Origin of the sequence: Draconibacterium orientale (assembly GCF_900111425.1) — a bacterium.
GTDB lineage: Bacteria > Bacteroidota > Bacteroidia > Bacteroidales > Prolixibacteraceae > Draconibacterium > Draconibacterium orientale.
Window position 1 is genome coordinate 32,906 of sequence record NZ_FOHT01000017.1, and the last position, 15,465, is coordinate 48,370.

Annotated in this window: 11 protein-coding genes; 5 read left to right on the forward strand and 6 right to left on the reverse strand. The window is 41.9% G+C overall.

Features of this window, described 5'->3' with window-relative positions; translation table 11 throughout:
• Positions 1-626 precede the first annotated feature (626 nt).
• Positions 627-1,394 (reverse strand): DUF6261 family protein, encoded by a 768-nt coding sequence (locus BMW53_RS10615; protein ID WP_139178101.1) that lies wholly within the window; start codon positions 1,392-1,394, stop codon positions 627-629.
• 813 nt (positions 1,395-2,207) lie between these two features.
• Between BMW53_RS10615 and BMW53_RS10620 the strand changes: the two genes are divergently transcribed.
• Both BMW53_RS10620 and BMW53_RS10625 read left to right on the forward strand, forming a co-directional pair.
• Positions 2,208-4,403 (forward strand): alpha-galactosidase, encoded by a 2,196-nt coding sequence (locus BMW53_RS10620; protein ID WP_038556096.1) that lies wholly within the window; start codon positions 2,208-2,210, stop codon positions 4,401-4,403.
• 847 nt (positions 4,404-5,250) lie between these two features.
• Positions 5,251-5,760 carry a DUF3124 domain-containing protein gene (locus BMW53_RS10625; RefSeq protein ID WP_038563851.1) on the forward strand — a complete coding sequence of 170 codons (510 nt, stop codon included), beginning with the start codon at positions 5,251-5,253 and terminating at the stop codon, positions 5,758-5,760.
• Between the two features lie 191 nt (positions 5,761-5,951).
• Here BMW53_RS10625 and BMW53_RS10630 read toward each other — a convergent pair whose 3' ends face one another.
• Complete coding sequence (locus tag BMW53_RS10630) at positions 5,952-7,220, reverse strand: DEAD/DEAH box helicase (protein ID WP_038556093.1); 1,269 nt, start codon at positions 7,218-7,220, stop codon at positions 5,952-5,954.
• Between the two features lie 689 nt (positions 7,221-7,909).
• On the opposite strand from BMW53_RS10630, the gene BMW53_RS10635 reads away from it, so the two are divergent.
• Positions 7,910-8,809 carry a glycoside hydrolase family 16 protein gene (locus BMW53_RS10635; protein ID WP_168136392.1) on the forward strand — a complete coding sequence of 300 codons (900 nt, stop codon included), beginning with the start codon at positions 7,910-7,912 and terminating at the stop codon, positions 8,807-8,809.
• Between the two features lie 115 nt (positions 8,810-8,924).
• The gene (yaaA, locus tag BMW53_RS10640; RefSeq protein WP_038556087.1) at positions 8,925-9,692 is read left to right on the forward strand and encodes a peroxide stress protein YaaA; all 768 of its coding nucleotides are present in this window, start codon (positions 8,925-8,927) and stop codon (positions 9,690-9,692) included.
• Positions 9,693-9,882: 190 nt separating this feature from the next.
• Here yaaA and BMW53_RS10645 read toward each other — a convergent pair whose 3' ends face one another.
• From BMW53_RS10645 to bamJ (BMW53_RS10655), 3 genes are all read right to left on the reverse strand, one after another.
• Complete coding sequence (locus BMW53_RS10645; RefSeq protein ID WP_038556073.1) at positions 9,883-10,254, reverse strand: DUF3127 domain-containing protein; 372 nt, start codon at positions 10,252-10,254, stop codon at positions 9,883-9,885.
• 176 nt (positions 10,255-10,430) lie between these two features.
• A complete protein-coding gene (bamJ, locus tag BMW53_RS10650) occupies positions 10,431-11,135 on the reverse strand; it encodes an FKBP-type peptidyl-prolyl cis-trans isomerase (protein ID WP_038556070.1) in 705 nt (234 codons plus the stop codon).
• A gap of 99 nt (positions 11,136-11,234) precedes the next feature.
• Positions 11,235-11,849 carry an FKBP-type peptidyl-prolyl cis-trans isomerase gene (gene bamJ / locus BMW53_RS10655; RefSeq protein WP_038563846.1) on the reverse strand — a complete coding sequence of 205 codons (615 nt, stop codon included), beginning with the start codon at positions 11,847-11,849 and terminating at the stop codon, positions 11,235-11,237.
• Positions 11,850-12,027: 178 nt separating this feature from the next.
• Here bamJ (BMW53_RS10655) and BMW53_RS10660 point away from each other — a divergent pair, with 178 nt between their 5' ends.
• Positions 12,028-13,272 (forward strand): ABC transporter permease, encoded by a 1,245-nt coding sequence (locus BMW53_RS10660; RefSeq protein ID WP_038556067.1) that lies wholly within the window; start codon positions 12,028-12,030, stop codon positions 13,270-13,272.
• Positions 13,273-14,038: 766 nt separating this feature from the next.
• On the opposite strand, the gene gap is transcribed toward BMW53_RS10660, so the two are convergent.
• The gene (gap, locus tag BMW53_RS10665; protein WP_038556064.1) at positions 14,039-15,040 is read right to left on the reverse strand and encodes a type I glyceraldehyde-3-phosphate dehydrogenase; all 1,002 of its coding nucleotides are present in this window, start codon (positions 15,038-15,040) and stop codon (positions 14,039-14,041) included.
• Positions 15,041-15,465: the final 425 nt, after the last annotated feature.

The window sequence follows — 15,465 nt, forward strand, 5'->3', positions numbered from 1 at the left end:
AATGGCAATATCCAATATTCAATGACCAATGACCAATCGAAAACGGATCCGATCTGTATAAGTTGACAAGGAAAAAGGCAAAAGGAGAAAGGCAAAAGTAAAAAGGCAAAAGGTAACAAGTTGAGCGTAGCGAATTGAAAATCGGCCAAAGCCAAATCCCGACCGAAGCGTCGGGAGCAATAGTGAAAAGTTGAGCGTAGCTGTCATCTCGAAGCGCAGCGAGAGATCTGTAACATTAAAGCAGATCGCAGAATGCTGATTAACGATTTTTGATTTCAGAAGGAATCAGCAAATAGCAAAGGAAATAAGCCCCAAGGGGGCGAAATCACATAGCCCGGTGCGTGAGCGCCGGGGGGGATGTTATGATCGAAAATGGATCCGATCCGTATAAGTTGACGTAAATACGGATCGGATCCCTATCACAAGCATGAATTACGATTAACGATTTTTGATTTTTGCAAGCTGCAGTGTTCATTCGCAGATTCCAGCATCCAGTATCCAGCATCCAGCATCCAGTATCCAGTATGGGGTATCAAGCGTCTTTAAGGATGCCATCTTTATTTGTTTTATACATAGAAAGATGGCATCCTTTCTTTTTCCAATGACCAATGACCAGTGACCAGTGACTAATCCTTCAACCTCTCACTGCTTAATTTCTTCTCCGCCTCACGCCGTTTTTTACCCGCCCGCATACTGCGTCGCCAGGCTTTTAAGGCTTTTATCTGTTTTATTTCTTTATTGCACAAATCAATAAATCGTTCGGTGTTGGGTGTTGCCAGTTCAACAACAACACTTGCGTTAATGCGGCTCACCATGTTATAATAAATTTTGTCAATTGCTTTACGGGCATTGGCATTGCTTAGGGTACCGCGCAAAGCATATTCGGTGCTACGTTCGATCTCCATCTTCCGAAACGTGTCATTTTCATCGCGCAAGGCTTCAATCCAGTGAGTAATTCCCAGTTGTTGGCACAGGGGCAGGTGTTTTTCGTCCAGTAAATTACGGCACAAAAATTTTAACGACACATTTTTATCTGTGTATTCCGCCTGTTGGATATTTCCCGCTTTCAGTAAGGTATAATGCAATTGTTTTGCTGCCTCGCGTTCCGTTTCAAATGGGCTCGATAGGGTGTTTTTCAGCCGTCCGCGAATGGCGCTGTACGTTTTTCTCCGTTTTTGGTCGAGGGCCAGCAGCTCTTTTGTGCGTGCGCTGCCGTGATTTTTGCTTAGGGCACGGTCGAGTGCTTCCAGCGCCTCTAAAAACTTTGTATGCTCTGCTGTTATTTGCAGTTCCTCAGGCGAAAACCGGGCCGTTTGTTGTTGGATGAAACGCATAAAAGCCTGATGCTCGCTTTGCGACAGCCTGTGGAGTGGTATCGAATTAATTTTTTTCATCAGCATAGCTTTTGAGTGACCTTCTGTAATTGTCCGAAAGTGGTATCAGCGGCATTTCTGGCTATTCCAGTTGGGTATTTTTATAAATACGTATCAATTCTGCCTTATTAAAGGTACGTTATTATATAATTCGAGTCAATAGTGAGGTAGTAAAGGAGAAACATAAAGAATTACATTAGTTAAAATAAACTATGTTATAAAAACATAAATTATTTCAACTATGTAAATAGAATATGTAATAAAAACATAAATTATTTCAGAAATAGAAATAAACTATGTAAAGAAAACAAAATCTATTTCAGATTGTAAAATAATAAATGTTATTAATTATCTTAATCAGAAATAAGGAGCATATCATAAAATATGCTGTTTTATAAGTCACTGCGATTAAGCTGAAGCCCAATACCCGCTGAGGTTTGGGCGTGGTGTTGCTGTGTATTGGCAGCAATTGTGTTGAACTGGTGGATTGAAAGCCACGAAGTAGCTGTGGATAGATTTTATCTGTTAAATGGGTATAGGATCTTTGCACCAGAGCGGCTTTGCAGGAGAATATCCAATTTTTTAATGGGTAAAGTGAAAGCTAACAAATTGAAAGTATCATTCCAGATAGTTTTACTTTATGGACAGTTCCGGCTGGAGACAGTGGCTTCGACAAAGACTTGTTGGAAGCCGGGGGGTAAAGAAAATCGTTTTGTCATTTGCCGGAGCACATAACCACAATCCACCACCAAAATCTCCAATACACCATGCGTGTAGGTGTTTTCCTTTGTATCTTCGTCTTTTTAATAAAAGAAACAATTAAATCTGATAATCATGAGAAGGATATTTCTTATCGCAATCGTTTTATTCCTGTGTGGAAGTGTGTATGCGCAGGAGACGATAATCCCCATTTCAACCAGCAATAACCTGATGTTGCTGGAAACCTCGCCCGACGGCCGTTTAAATACCGTGTATTTTGGCGAGCCGCTGGCCAATGAGTCGGAGTATGCCGCAGTTTCGCGAGGCTACAATTTGCGCGATAACAACAGTGCAATAAACAATGCCACATACACCACCTCCGGAACCTGGAACCTGGTTGAGCCGGCCATTGAGGTGATTCAGAGCGACGGAAATACTTCGCTGGAGCTGAAATATGTGAGCCACACAGCCGAAACGACTTCGGATAATGCGGTGCTGACAACTATTGTTTTGGAAGATGCGCAATACGAGTTTCAGGTGAAGCTGTTTTACAAGGCGTGGGCCAACGAAAACGTGATTGAACAATGGACAGAGATTCAGCACAAGCAGAAAGATGCCGTAACGCTGAAAAAGTTTGCATCGGCGAACCTGTTTTTTACCGGCAATGAGTTTTACCTTACCAGCTTTGGTAACGAGTGGGCTAAAGAAATGCAGCGCAACGAGGAGAAACTGACGCGTGGCATAAAGTCGATCGACAGCAAACTGGGAACACGCGCTCATTTGCTGCAATCGCCCAATTTTATTCTTTCGTTTGATGGCAAAGCTGCCGAAAACAACGGAACTGTGGTGCTGGGGCAGCTGGCGTGGAGCTCGAACTTCCGATACGATTTTGAGGTAGATCCGCAGGGCAACGTTCGTTTTATTGCCGGTATCAATCCGTTTGCGTCGGAATATGAATTGCAGCCGGGCGAGGTGTTTAAAACACCGGGGTTGGTTTATGTGGTGTCGCACAACGGCACCGGCGAGGCCAGCCGAAATCTGCACAGCTGGGCACGCGATTACCGCGTTCTGGACGGCAACGGCGAACGCCTGACACTGCTGAACAACTGGGAAGCTACTTACTTCGATTTTGATGAAGATAAACTGACTGCCCTGTTTAAAGATGCCAAAGAACTGGGTGTTGATCTGTTTCTGCTCGACGATGGCTGGTTTGCCAACAAATACCCGCGCAACGGCGACAATGCCGGTTTGGGCGACTGGCAGGAAAACAAAAAGAAACTGCCACACGGAATTGGTTACCTGGTAGAAGAAGCCACAAAAGAGGGCATAAAATTCGGTATCTGGATTGAGCCCGAAATGGTAAATCCGAAAAGTGAATTGTACGAGAACCATATCGATTGGGTGATTCGTCAGCCCGAGCGCCCGGAGAAATATTTTCGTAACCAGCTGGTGTTGGACTTGTCGAACCCCGAAGTGCAGGACTTTGTTTTTGGTGTGGTAGACAAGCTACTGTCTGAAAATCCGGAGCTGGCATTTATTAAGTGGGATTGCAACTCGGTAATTTACAACGCGCATTCGGCTTATCTCGAAGAAGAAGGTATTCCGCAAACACATATTTACATCGAATACACCAAAGGCCTGTACAATGTGATGGAGCGCGTGCGCGAGAAATTCCCGAAAGTACCGATTATGATGTGCTCGGGCGGTGGCGGTCGTGGCGATTACGAGCTGTTTAAATACTTCACCGAGTTTTGGCCCAGCGACGATACCGATCCGCTGGAGCGCGTGTTTATGCAGTGGAATTATTCGTATTTCTTTCCGTCGATCGTTACCGATTGCCATGTTACCGACTGGAGCGATCTTTCGCTGAAATACCGCGTTGATGTGGCCAGCATGGGTAAACTGGGTTTCGATATTGTGGCCCACGAGCTCAGCGAAAACGACCTGGCATTTGCGAAACAGGCCGTGCAGAATTATCACTCGTTTAAAGATGTGGTGTGGCATGGCAACCAGTATCGTTTGGTTAGTCCGTACAAAAACGACTTTGCCTCGCTGATGTATGTAAACGACGAAAAGAGCAGGGCGGTGGTGTTTAACTACCTGTCGAATTTCAGGTATATGCAAACGGCTTCGGTGCTGCCGGTGAAGTTTGCCGGCCTCGATCCTGCTAAAAAATACACCATAAAAGAACTGAACGTTTACCCGGGACGCCGCTCACGGTTCGACACTGAAAAAGTCTATTCCGGCGATTTTCTGATGAAAGTGGGTATTAATCCGCACATAACCTTGTACAGCACAAGTGTTATTCTGGAAGTTAACGAAGTGGAGTAACAAGGCAAAAGTTGAGCGAAGCGAAATCCCGACCGAAGCGTCGGGAGCAAAAGGCAAAGGTTGAGCGAAGCTGTCATCTCGAAGCGGAGCGAGAGATCTGTTACATTAAAACAGATTGTAGAATGCTGATTAACGATTTTTGATTTCAGAAGGAATCAGCAAATAGCAATATACAATATCCAATATTCAATGACCAATCGAAAACGGATCCGATCCGTATAAGTTGACGTAAATACGGATCGGATCCCTATCACAAGCATGAATTACGAATTACGAATTTTGATTTCAGAAGGAATCAGCAAATAGCAAAGGCAATAAGCCCCAACGGGGCGAAATCACATAGCCCGGTGCGTGAGCGCCGGGGGTGTTATGATCGAAAATGGATCCGATCCGTATAAGTTGGCAAGGCAAAAGTTAAAAGTGAAAAGTTGAGCGAAGCTGTCATCTCGAAGCGGAGCGAGAGATCTGTTACATTAAAACAGATTGTAGAATGCTGATTAACGATTAACGATTTCAGAAGGAATCGGCAAATAGCAATATACAATATCCAATATTCAATGACCAATCGAAAACGGATCCGATCCGTATAAGTTGACGTAAATACGGATCGGATCCCTATCACAAGCATGAATTACGAATTACGAATTTTGATTTCAGAAGGAATCAGCAAATAGCAAAGGCAATAAGCCCCAACGGGGCGATATTACATAGCCCGGTGCGTGAGCGCCGGGTTTTTTAATACCCAATACTCAAAATATACCGTCGGCAATTGGTTTTATCGCCAGGACAAATTGGAAGTTCTTTTTTTGCAGCCGGGTTTTTTATACATTTGAACAAAAGCAAGGTAATGAAACAGCTGTTGATTTTTGTAGTAATAATTGTTGTTGCTTCGGCCTGTAAGCATCAGGAGAAAATTGAGCCGCTAAAAAAAGTAAACTGGGAAAACCGGAAGGCCGGTGCGTTTAATCCCGATTCGCTGCAAAGTGGCACCAGCTATCTGTCGGTGTATTCGCAAATTTATTCCGGTTCGCAGGAGCGCCTGGTTGACCTTACAGCAACCATAAGCATGCGCAACCCGAATGCAAGCGATACACTGTATATTTCCAGCATTGATTACTACAACACCAAAGGCGATCGCATTCGCTCGTATTTGTCGTATCCGGTTTTTATTTTGCCCATGGAAACGGTTGAGATTATTATCGAACACCGCGACAACGAAGGTGGAACGGGAGCCAATGTCATTTTTAACTGGAGTAAAGCAGCTGTTGCCAACGAGCCGGTTTTCGAGGCGGTAATGATTTCTACCTATGGGCAGATGGGGCTTTCGTTTGTTACGCACGGCACCCGGATATACTAATTACTTTCCGGGCGCTAAAAGTCATTGATCACTGGTCATTGGGTATTTGTAATGAGATCGTGAGCGCTGAGACTGTGAGCAATTGCCAAACTGACCAAATTGTTAAATTGTGGTTGCCGGATAGTGCGATTAAAAACGCTGTTCACTATACGGTGAACACCAAACTCCCGTCGGATTACATTTTCAGCTTACTACCGTCTCTTCCGTCTAAATCCCGGGTTTTGATTACCTCGCTTTTTGTTTCGGTTTTCAAAAAACTCTTGCCGTTTACGTTTCTTTTCTGCTTCAAACTCTTTCTTTTCGCTGGCGTTCATTGGTTTGTCTGTCTGCGGAAAAGGATTGTTATCGGCTACATCGATTTTTAGTTTTATCAACTTTTCAATGCTTTTCACATAGGCATTTTCTTCCGGTTCGCACAGCGAAATAGCCACACCTTCTTCGCCGGCCCGGCCACATCGGCCAATACGGTGCACATAGGTTTCGGGCTCGTTAGGTATGTCGTGGTTAATTACATACCGCAGTTTGTCAATATCAATACCCCTTGCCGCAATATCGGTGGCTACCAATACGCGTATTTCTCCTTTTTTAAACCGCAATAAAGCCTTTTGGCGTTGATTCTGACTCTTTTCGCCATGAATGGCGGCACTCTCAATTTTTTTATTTCGCAGGTTGCGTACAATCCGGTCGGCGCCATGTTTGGTTCTCGAAAACAGCAGTACCTGCTCCAGCTCTTCGTTTTTAAGAATGTGTAACAGTAAGTCCTTTTTATCGCTTTTGTTGGTGAAATAGATTTGCTGTTGTATGGTTTCGGCAGTTGAGGAAACCGGGTTCACCGCCACCTTTTTCGGATTCACCAGAATTTGTTGCGAAAGCTTCAGTATTTTCGTTGGCATAGTGGCCGAAAAGAACAACGATTGCCGCTGTTTGGGTAAAAGCTTCAGCAGTTTATTGATGTCGTGAATAAAACCCATGTCGAGCATCCGGTCGGCCTCGTCTAACACAAAGTACTTTACATCGCGCAGCGAAATATGCTTCTGACTGATTAAATCGAGCAGGCGGCCGGGTGTGGCAACCAGTATATCGACGCCCTTTTGCAGTTGGCGTACCTGCGGGTTTTGCGGCACCCCACCAAAAATAACCGTGTTTTGCAGGTTGCTGTATTTGCCGTATGCGTCAAAACTTTCACCAATTTGTATGGCCAGCTCGCGGGTAGGGGTAACCACCAGCGATTTTATCTGTCGTTTACCCTTTTCGTGGCGGGTAGTGTTTATTAAATGCTGAATGATAGGAATAGCAAAAGCGGCCGTTTTTCCGGTGCCGGTTTGGGCGCTACCCAAAACATCTTTTCGTTCTAATACCAGTGGAATTGCCTGCGCCTGAATGGAGGTTGGTTCCGAGTAGTTTTCATCCTTTAATGCCTTAAGTATGGCCGGATGCAATTTTAAATCTTCAAATTTCATTATTGTTTTCTATGGTAAACAAGGGCTCACAAAATAATAACCGTGGATAAAGAGCACATTGCTACCAAAACGCTTCCCCTCTGTTTTTGTTCTAAACCGCGGCAAAGATACTACAAATAATAACTTCGCATCGTTGATTTAATTTAACGGTTTTCGAGAGTTCTCTAAAGCCACACTCAAGATCGAAACTTTTCGTTTTTTTTCTTAAACTCGCCATCTTTTTTCGGGTATTTCCGTTTGAATGTCGTTCGGAAGAACCACTTGACTTCGATCGGCATACTTCGCCGGACGATTTCCATTCGGTCGATTAAATCCGGCGCTGTGCACCGGATTATTCACATTTGCCGCTTTTAGCGCCAATATCCCGAAGGGATAAGATATAAATAAAACAAAGGCGCAATCAATAAATTGTTCAAAGCACCGTTGTTTTATGCGCCTTTATAGCAGCTATTCGAATGAAATACAGCCAAAATAACTCACTTTCATTCCTGTTGATAATTCGCGGGAATCGTTTATGTTATTTGCTGTGGATTGAAGAATAATAAATACCACAGTGCTGAACTTTAAAAAAGTAATTCTGTTAAATTTGAAAAAAATCAGAATAGATGCTAATAGTAATTTCGCCGGCAAAATCACTGAACTATAAAACACTACCGGTAACTCTTTTTTAGATCAAAACGTTATTAAACATGAGAATAACAAGCCGTAAACAAATATTGGTGCTAATAGTTGCTTTTATAAGCTGCACTTTAACCGTTCAATCTCAGGAAAAACATCACAATTATTTTTTCGAAGATTTTGATTCTTCAATTTCACAACTATTTAAATATGGTTCTGCTGGGAAAAAAGCTGATTTTACCTGGAAAATTGGAATAGAATCCACCACAGAGCCCGGAACCAATATTCTATTGTTTAAAATTAACCCCGCTGAGGAAGCCGGGGCAGGAAAAGGACCTGAAATTATTTCAAACAATTTCACACATTTTGGTTCTTATGCCGCACGTTTAAAAGTTCCTGATGTACGAGATGTTCAGCCAAACGTGGGAGCTGTAGTAGGTTATTTTACTTATTTTTCGGATACTATAGCCGGACTAAGCGAAATAGACTTTGAATGGCTTATTGCCGATCCGGAAATTATTTATATTGGTACATGGACCGGATTTCAGGGAAGACTTAGAAGGATAGGACGAGTTATTAATATGGCTAGCGGAACTATTTATGAAACCAGTACCAGGGAAAACCATAACGGCATAAGCGCTCCTCTAACCGGAGCTCAATGTCAGCCTGAAACAATTCAAGCTATCGAAGGCTTTGATGCATCATCACAATTCCACACTTACGGATTTGATTGGTATTCCGATTCAATTAGGTGGTGGATGATTCATCCGGCGACTAACGATACGATTGTTTTATGGAATTATAAAGGTTCGCAAATGGGTATTCCTCAAAACAGTTCGTTATACCGGATGAATTTTTGGCATACCGATAACTGGCCAGTTGTAACCAATCCAACTTCAATTGAAAAACCAAAAAAACGATTTGAGCTTGAGGTTGACTGGATGTCTTATGATCCGTTGAAAAAACAATAAAAAAGTCCTTAACGGAATCGGATTCCTCGTCAGCTCTGATGCGAGGAAATAACTACCAGAGTGCTGAACTTTAAAAAGGAAAAGCTGTTAACTTTAAAAAATAAAATCAGAACATATGCTAATAGTAATATCGCCGGCAAAATCGCTGGATTATAAAACACCACCGGTAACTACAACCTACACCATGCCCGACATGCTCGACGAGGCGGAAAAGATACTTCCGAAACTGCGTAAAATGAAACCCAAACAACTCTCGGAGTTAATGGGGATTTCGGCCAACCTGGGGCAACTGAATTACGATCGTTTTCAAACCTGGCACCAGCCGTTTACACCCGAAAATGCCAAACAGGCAGTTCTGGCTTTTAGCGGCGATGTTTTCCAGGGACTGGAAGCACCCACAATGAGTGAAGAACAACTGCAGAAGTTGCAGTCGAAGTTGAGGATTTTATCCGGCCTTTACGGAGTTTTGCGACCGCTTGATTTAATGCAACCCTATCGTTTGGAAATGGGAACAAAAATCAAAATAGAACGTTCGGCCGATTTGTACGCTTTCTGGAAGAACAAAATTACGCCAAAAGTGCAGGAAGCCATTGATGAGTCGGGGAGTAAGGTTTTGATCAACCTGGCATCAAACGAATACTACAAAAGTATCGACACCAAAAAACTCGATGCCGAGATTATTACGCCACAATTTAAAGACATGAAAAACGGTCAGTACAAAATGATCTCGTTTTTTGCCAAAAAGGCACGTGGGCTAATGACACGTTTTATCGTTGAAAATGATATTGATAATGTAGACGATTTGCAGGCGTTTGATGCTGAAGGGTATGTTTATAATCCGCGTTTATCGAAGGTTGGGAATCCGGTATTTACTCGGGGGTAATTCAATATTGTCATTTCGACGAAGAATGAGGAGAAATCTGTTACTTCTCAACCACATTGGTACAGATTTCTCTCCGTCAGTTGATGGATCGAAATGACAACAATTCTTTGTGGAAATGACAACAAACAAAAATGCCATTTCTGTATCAAACAAAGATGGCATTTTCTATTCATCGATAATCCTTCATCCTTTAAAACGGAAGATCTCCGGCTGCATCATCTGCAGGTTCGGGTGGAATGTCGTTCATGCCAAATTCCGGAGGAGGCTCAGGTAAATTACCATCAGCACTCACTTTGTCAATTTTCCAGGCATTAATATTGTGGAACCAGCGACCATTGTATTCGCGCGATTCCAGGTTAAAAGATACATCAACTTCCTCTCCGGCAGACAATCCCTTTACCAAATCAACTTTATCGCCAAACAAGGTAAAACAAACCTTGCGTGGATACTGCTCGTCTGTTTCAATTACAAATTCTTGTTTGCTCCATTCTTTTCCTGCGCGGCTTACACCCGATTCAGGTTTTAAAATCTGCTCAACTTTTCCTTTTACGCTTAATGCCATTTCCTAATTTTTTATTTCAGGAACGAAGATAAAAAAAGAAACCCTTTGCCTAAAAACAGACAAAGGGTTTTTTTCAACAAGTTTTTGTCATTTCGAACGAAGAGAGAAATCTGCTGCGAGAAAGCTCAGTTGTTTGAGATTCCTCACTGGTTCCTCTTTCGGAATGATAAAACTTACTATTCTTTTACAATTTCCAGTAATTCAACTTCGAAAACTAAAGCTGCATTCGGACCAATGTCGGCACCGGCTCCACGAGGACCGTAAGCCAGGTTAGAAGGAATGAAAACTTTCCATTTCGATCCTACCGGCATTAATTGCAATGCTTCAGTCCAACCCGGAATTACCTGGTTAACACCAAATACTGCAGGCTCGCCACGATCAACCGAGCTGTCGAAAACAGTTCCGTCGATTAACGTTCCGTGGTAATGTACACGTACTTTATCAGTTGCTGTTGGTTTTTCGCCTGTTCCTTCAGTAAGTACTTCGTATTGTAAACCGCTTTCGGTAGTTGTTACACCTTCGCGTGCTTTGTTCTCTTCTAAAAATTTGTTGCCTTCTTCAAGGTTTGCCTGCGCTTCGCGATCGGCAGCCTGGCGGAAAAAGTTCTGTACAATTGCGTTTGCATCTTCTTCTGCAATTTCTAATTCTTCTCCTAACGATGCTAAACGGAAAGCTGCTGCCATTGCTTCAATGTTCATCTCTGAACTTCCGGGAGCTGTTTCCAATTGTTGCTTGTTATTGGCACCAACCAAAACGCCAATTGCATAACTCACTGAGTCGGCACTGGTTTCCAATTTTACCGATGCCGGGCCACCTTGCTGGCACGAAGTAGCAGCAACAATCAAGGCTACTACAAAAACATAAATAATGCTATTTTTCATATGATTAAAATTAATTGAGATTAAATGTTATTTGCTTTTCAAATACCGAACGTTTTCCGCATGTGTTTGTTTTTCGCCGAAAACCTGGAGTATTCTTTATTATTCTACAATTTCTAATAGTTCTACTTCAAAAATAAGAGTAGCGTTTGGTCCGATAACTCCGCCTGCTCCGTTTGGTCCGTAAGCCAGGTTTGCAGGAATATACAATTTCCATTTTGAGCCAACCGACATCAATTGCAGCGCTTCAACCCATCCGGGAATTACCCCGTTTACAGGGAATACAGCTGGTTGGTTGCGCTCTACCGAACTATCGAAAACAGTACCGTCGATCAATGTTCCGTGGTAGTGACATTTTACCTGGTTGGCGGCGGTTGGAATATCGCCTTCTCCTTCGGTTATTACTTCGTATTGTAATCCGCTGGGCAATTGAATCACTCCTTCGTTTTTAGCGTTATCGGCTAAAAAGGCATTGCCTTCTTCCATGTTTTTGTTGCCATCGGCAGCTTGCGACTCGGCCATAAACGACTCGAGAATCTGGTTGGCTTCTTCAGGTTTCATCCGTGGTGGAACACCTGAGAAAACATCCTGCAAAGCTGTAATAAAAGCGGTTGGATGAACGGTTTTAACTCCTGATTGGATGAGATTTGCAGAAATACTCATTCCTAATGCATAACTAAACTTTTGTAAATCGTCTTTTAATTCGAAATCTGCCATTTTATTTTTTTCTGAATTCAAGAGGGCGAAGATAAAGTAATTTTTTGGCAATAAGGCAATTGAAGTTTTTTAATTTGGTCGGGAAATTAAATCCAAAAAAAATAGTGTTTTAGGGTAATTATTAGCATCTTAACTTTACAAATGTAATGGTGCTATAATTACAGACAATATTAGTCTTATGCGATCGACCACATTATTTTACGAAAATCTGAGAGTAGCTTTCTCTTCGGTGAAAAGTAACCTCTTGCGTACCACACTAACGGTTATGATTATTGCCGTGGGAATAACAGCTTTGGTTGGGATTTTAACCGCTATCGATTCGATAAAAAATTCGATTACCAAAGAGTTTGCAGTAATGGGAGCCAATACTTTTTCCATTTCGAGTGGTGGTTTGCGTACCCAGGGAAATATTCGTTACCGCACAAAAAACTACTCGTACATTTCGTATTATCAGGCTAAAGAGTTTAAAGAGCTTTTCGATTTTCCGGCAACAACGTCTATTTCGGTTTCATCAACCGGGGCAGCCACTTTGAAATACCAGTCGGAAAAAACAAATCCAAACATTGCGGTTCGTGGGATTGACGAAAATTATCTGGGAACAGCGGGTTATGAAATTGGAACAGGCAGAAGTTTTAGTAATCACGACATTGAGGATGGCCGGAATGTGGTGCTTTTGGGAAGTGATTTGGCGAAACGTTTATTTAAAGGCGGTGAGAATCCTTTGCAAAAAGTGGTAAGTATTGGCAGTGGTAAATACAAAGTTGTTGGCGTTTTAAAAGCGAAAGGAAGCGGTTTTGGAATGAACAGCGATATGGTATGTTTTATTCCGTTCACAAATGCAAGAGCCTATTTCTCGCGTCCGAACATGAATTTTGATGTACAGGTAAAAGTCGATCGTCCGGAGTTGATGGACGCTGCAGTGGGGCAGGCCGAAGCGATATTTAGGGTGGTACGCAATTTAGATCCGCTTGATGATTCTGATTTTAGTATCGAAAAAAGTGATAACCTGGCCAACATGCTTCTGGAAAATATTAAGAATATTACACTGGTGGCAACCATAATAGGCTTGATTACATTATTTGGTGCGGCTATTGGTTTAATGAATATTATGCTGGTAACGGTAACCGAACGTACCCGCGAAATTGGCGTACGGAAAGCCATTGGAGCCAAAAATACAACCGTTAAACAACAGTTTTTGATGGAAGCTATACTGGTTGGGCAAATGGGCGGATTTGTTGGGATAATACTTGGCATATTGGCCGGTAATGGCGTTGCCCGACTGATTGATTCGCCTTTTTTTATTCCCTGGACCTGGATAATTCTGGGTGTTGTATTGTGTTTTATTGTAGGAGTTATCTCGGGTTACTACCCGGCACAAAAAGCTTCAAAGCTCGATCCGATCGAATCGTTGCGTTACGAGTAGGAAGAAAAGGCAAAAATAAGAAGGCAAAAGTAAAAAGTAAAAAGGCAAAAGTTGAGAGCAGTTATGCTGATCGAAATCCCGATCGCAGCGTCGGGAGAAAAAGGTGACTGTCATCTCGAAGCAACGCGAGAGATCTGTTACATTAAAGCAGATTGAAGAATTAAGATTAACGATTTAAGATTTCAGAAGGAGTGGGGAATATGCTAATTATAATCGGCAAAATCTCATGTTACCTATGTGCCTAATGTGGTTTATTAGAAATAAGACAAAAGGCAAAAGTAAAAAGTTTCTAACGATTGTCATCTCGAAGCAAAGCGAGAGATCTGTTACATTAAAGCAGATTGAAGAATGCTGATTAACGATTTAAGATTTCAGAAGGAGTGGGGAATATGTAAATTACAATCGGCAAAATCTCATGTTACCTATGTGCCTAATGTGGTTTATTAGAAATAAGACAAAAGGCAAAAGTAAAAAGTTTCTAACGATTGTCATCTCGAAGCAAAGCGAGAGATCTGTTACATTAAAGCAGATTGTTGAATGCTGATTAACGATTTTGATTTTAGAAGGAGTTGCAAGAAGCAAATTATAATCGGCGGCAAATCAATCTTTTTCAATCTCATTCAATCATATCAATCTATATCGCTCAGTATCAATCCATCAATCCCTTCAGTTTCTCAATCCTTCAGTCCTTCAAACTTCAATAACTAAAAAAGGGACATCCGTCGGTTGACGGACATCCCTTTCCATACAGTATATAATTGTAAAATTATTTTACTGAATCCATGTACTCGATCAATTCGCAAACTTTTGCTGAGTAACCCATTTCGTTGTCGTACCATGATACAACTTTTACGAAAGTGTCAGTTAAAGCAATACCTGCTTTTGCATCGAAAACAGAAGTTTGAGTTTCACCAACGAAGTCGTTAGAAACAACCTGGTCTTCAGTGTAACCTAAAATTCCTTTCAATTCGCCTTCTGAAGCTGCTTTCATTGCTGCACAAATTTCTGCGTACGAAGCACCTTTTGCAAGGTTTACAGTAAGGTCAACAACTGATACGTCAGGAGTTGGAACACGGAATGCCATACCTGTAAGTTTTCCGTTCAATTCAGGAATTACTTTTCCTACAGCTTTAGCAGCACCGGTTGATGAAGGGATGATGTTCTGACCTGCACCACGTCCACCGCGCCAGTCTTTCATAGAAGGACCGTCAACAGTTTTCTGAGTAGCAGTAGTAGCGTGAACAGTTGTCATCAAACCGTCAACAATACCAAAGTTGTCGTTCAATACTTTAGCAATAGGAGCCAAGCAGTTAGTAGTACAAGATGCGTTAGAAACAAAAGTCATATCGTTAGAGTATGATTTGTTGTTTACGCCCATAACGAACATTGGAGTATCGTCTTTTGATGGAGCAGACATTACAACTTTTTTAGCACCTGCGTCGATGTGCCCCTGAGCTGATTCTTTTGTTAAGAAAAGACCAGTTGATTCAACAACATACTCAGCACCAACAGCACCCCAGTTAATGTCAGCAGGATTTCTTTCAGCTGTAACACGAACAACGTTTCCGTTAACAACCAAAGCACCTTCTTTTACTTCAACAGTACCGTTGAAACGACCGTGAGTTGAATCATATTTCAACATGTAAGCCATATAGTCAACGTCGATAAGGTCGTTGATAGCAACTACTTGTACAGTTCCTTTGGCAACTGCCTGACGGAAAACAAAACGTCCGATTCTACCGAATCCGTTAATACCTATTTTAATCATAGTTGAGAAAGTTTAAATTATTTAAAAGAAATTTATTGTAATTATTTCGCTTTCAGGTTTTAACTGCCTGTTTTTTTATAGCCCCACAAAGTAAGTACAAATTATTTATTGAGTCAAGCGCTGTTTTTTTTTTCGTCCGAACCTTAATATTTACTTAAAGTGTTTTGAATGGAATTTGTTGCCATTTTCGCCCAATTTCATTGGAAAGTTGTGGATATGGCATTCTCACCGTTTTGCGAATTGATTAAGAGTGGGTTGTAAGTTTAATAAGGTAGTAGATGCTTGATTGATATAATTGGCAGATAAATAGATGTTGGCTAACTACCACATGTTTCCTGATTTTTTCCATTCCTGAAAAAAACTGAATATCGAACGGTACAATTTTACAGCTAGTGGGCAAATAAAACAGAGCACAGTGCTGTCAA

Excerpts from the sequence above, each read along its gene's own strand:
- BMW53_RS10615 (WP_139178101.1), bottom strand. The coding sequence starts at position 1,394 with ATGAAAAAAATTAATTCGATACCACTCCACAGGCTGTCGCAAAGCGAG.
- BMW53_RS10620 (WP_038556096.1), top strand. The coding sequence starts at position 2,208 with ATGAGAAGGATATTTCTTATCGCAATCGTTTTATTCCTGTGTGGAAGT.
- BMW53_RS10625 (WP_038563851.1), top strand. The coding sequence starts at position 5,251 with ATGAAACAGCTGTTGATTTTTGTAGTAATAATTGTTGTTGCTTCGGCC.
- BMW53_RS10630 (WP_038556093.1), bottom strand. The coding sequence starts at position 7,220 with ATGAAATTTGAAGATTTAAAATTGCATCCGGCCATACTTAAGGCATTA.
- BMW53_RS10635 (WP_168136392.1), top strand. The coding sequence starts at position 7,910 with ATGAGAATAACAAGCCGTAAACAAATATTGGTGCTAATAGTTGCTTTT.
- yaaA (WP_038556087.1), top strand. The coding sequence starts at position 8,925 with ATGCTAATAGTAATATCGCCGGCAAAATCGCTGGATTATAAAACACCA.
- BMW53_RS10645 (WP_038556073.1), bottom strand. The coding sequence starts at position 10,254 with ATGGCATTAAGCGTAAAAGGAAAAGTTGAGCAGATTTTAAAACCTGAA.
- bamJ (WP_038556070.1), bottom strand. The coding sequence starts at position 11,135 with ATGAAAAATAGCATTATTTATGTTTTTGTAGTAGCCTTGATTGTTGCT.
- bamJ (WP_038563846.1), bottom strand. The coding sequence starts at position 11,849 with ATGGCAGATTTCGAATTAAAAGACGATTTACAAAAGTTTAGTTATGCA.
- BMW53_RS10660 (WP_038556067.1), top strand. The coding sequence starts at position 12,028 with ATGCGATCGACCACATTATTTTACGAAAATCTGAGAGTAGCTTTCTCT.
- gap (WP_038556064.1), bottom strand. The coding sequence starts at position 15,040 with ATGATTAAAATAGGTATTAACGGATTCGGTAGAATCGGACGTTTTGTT.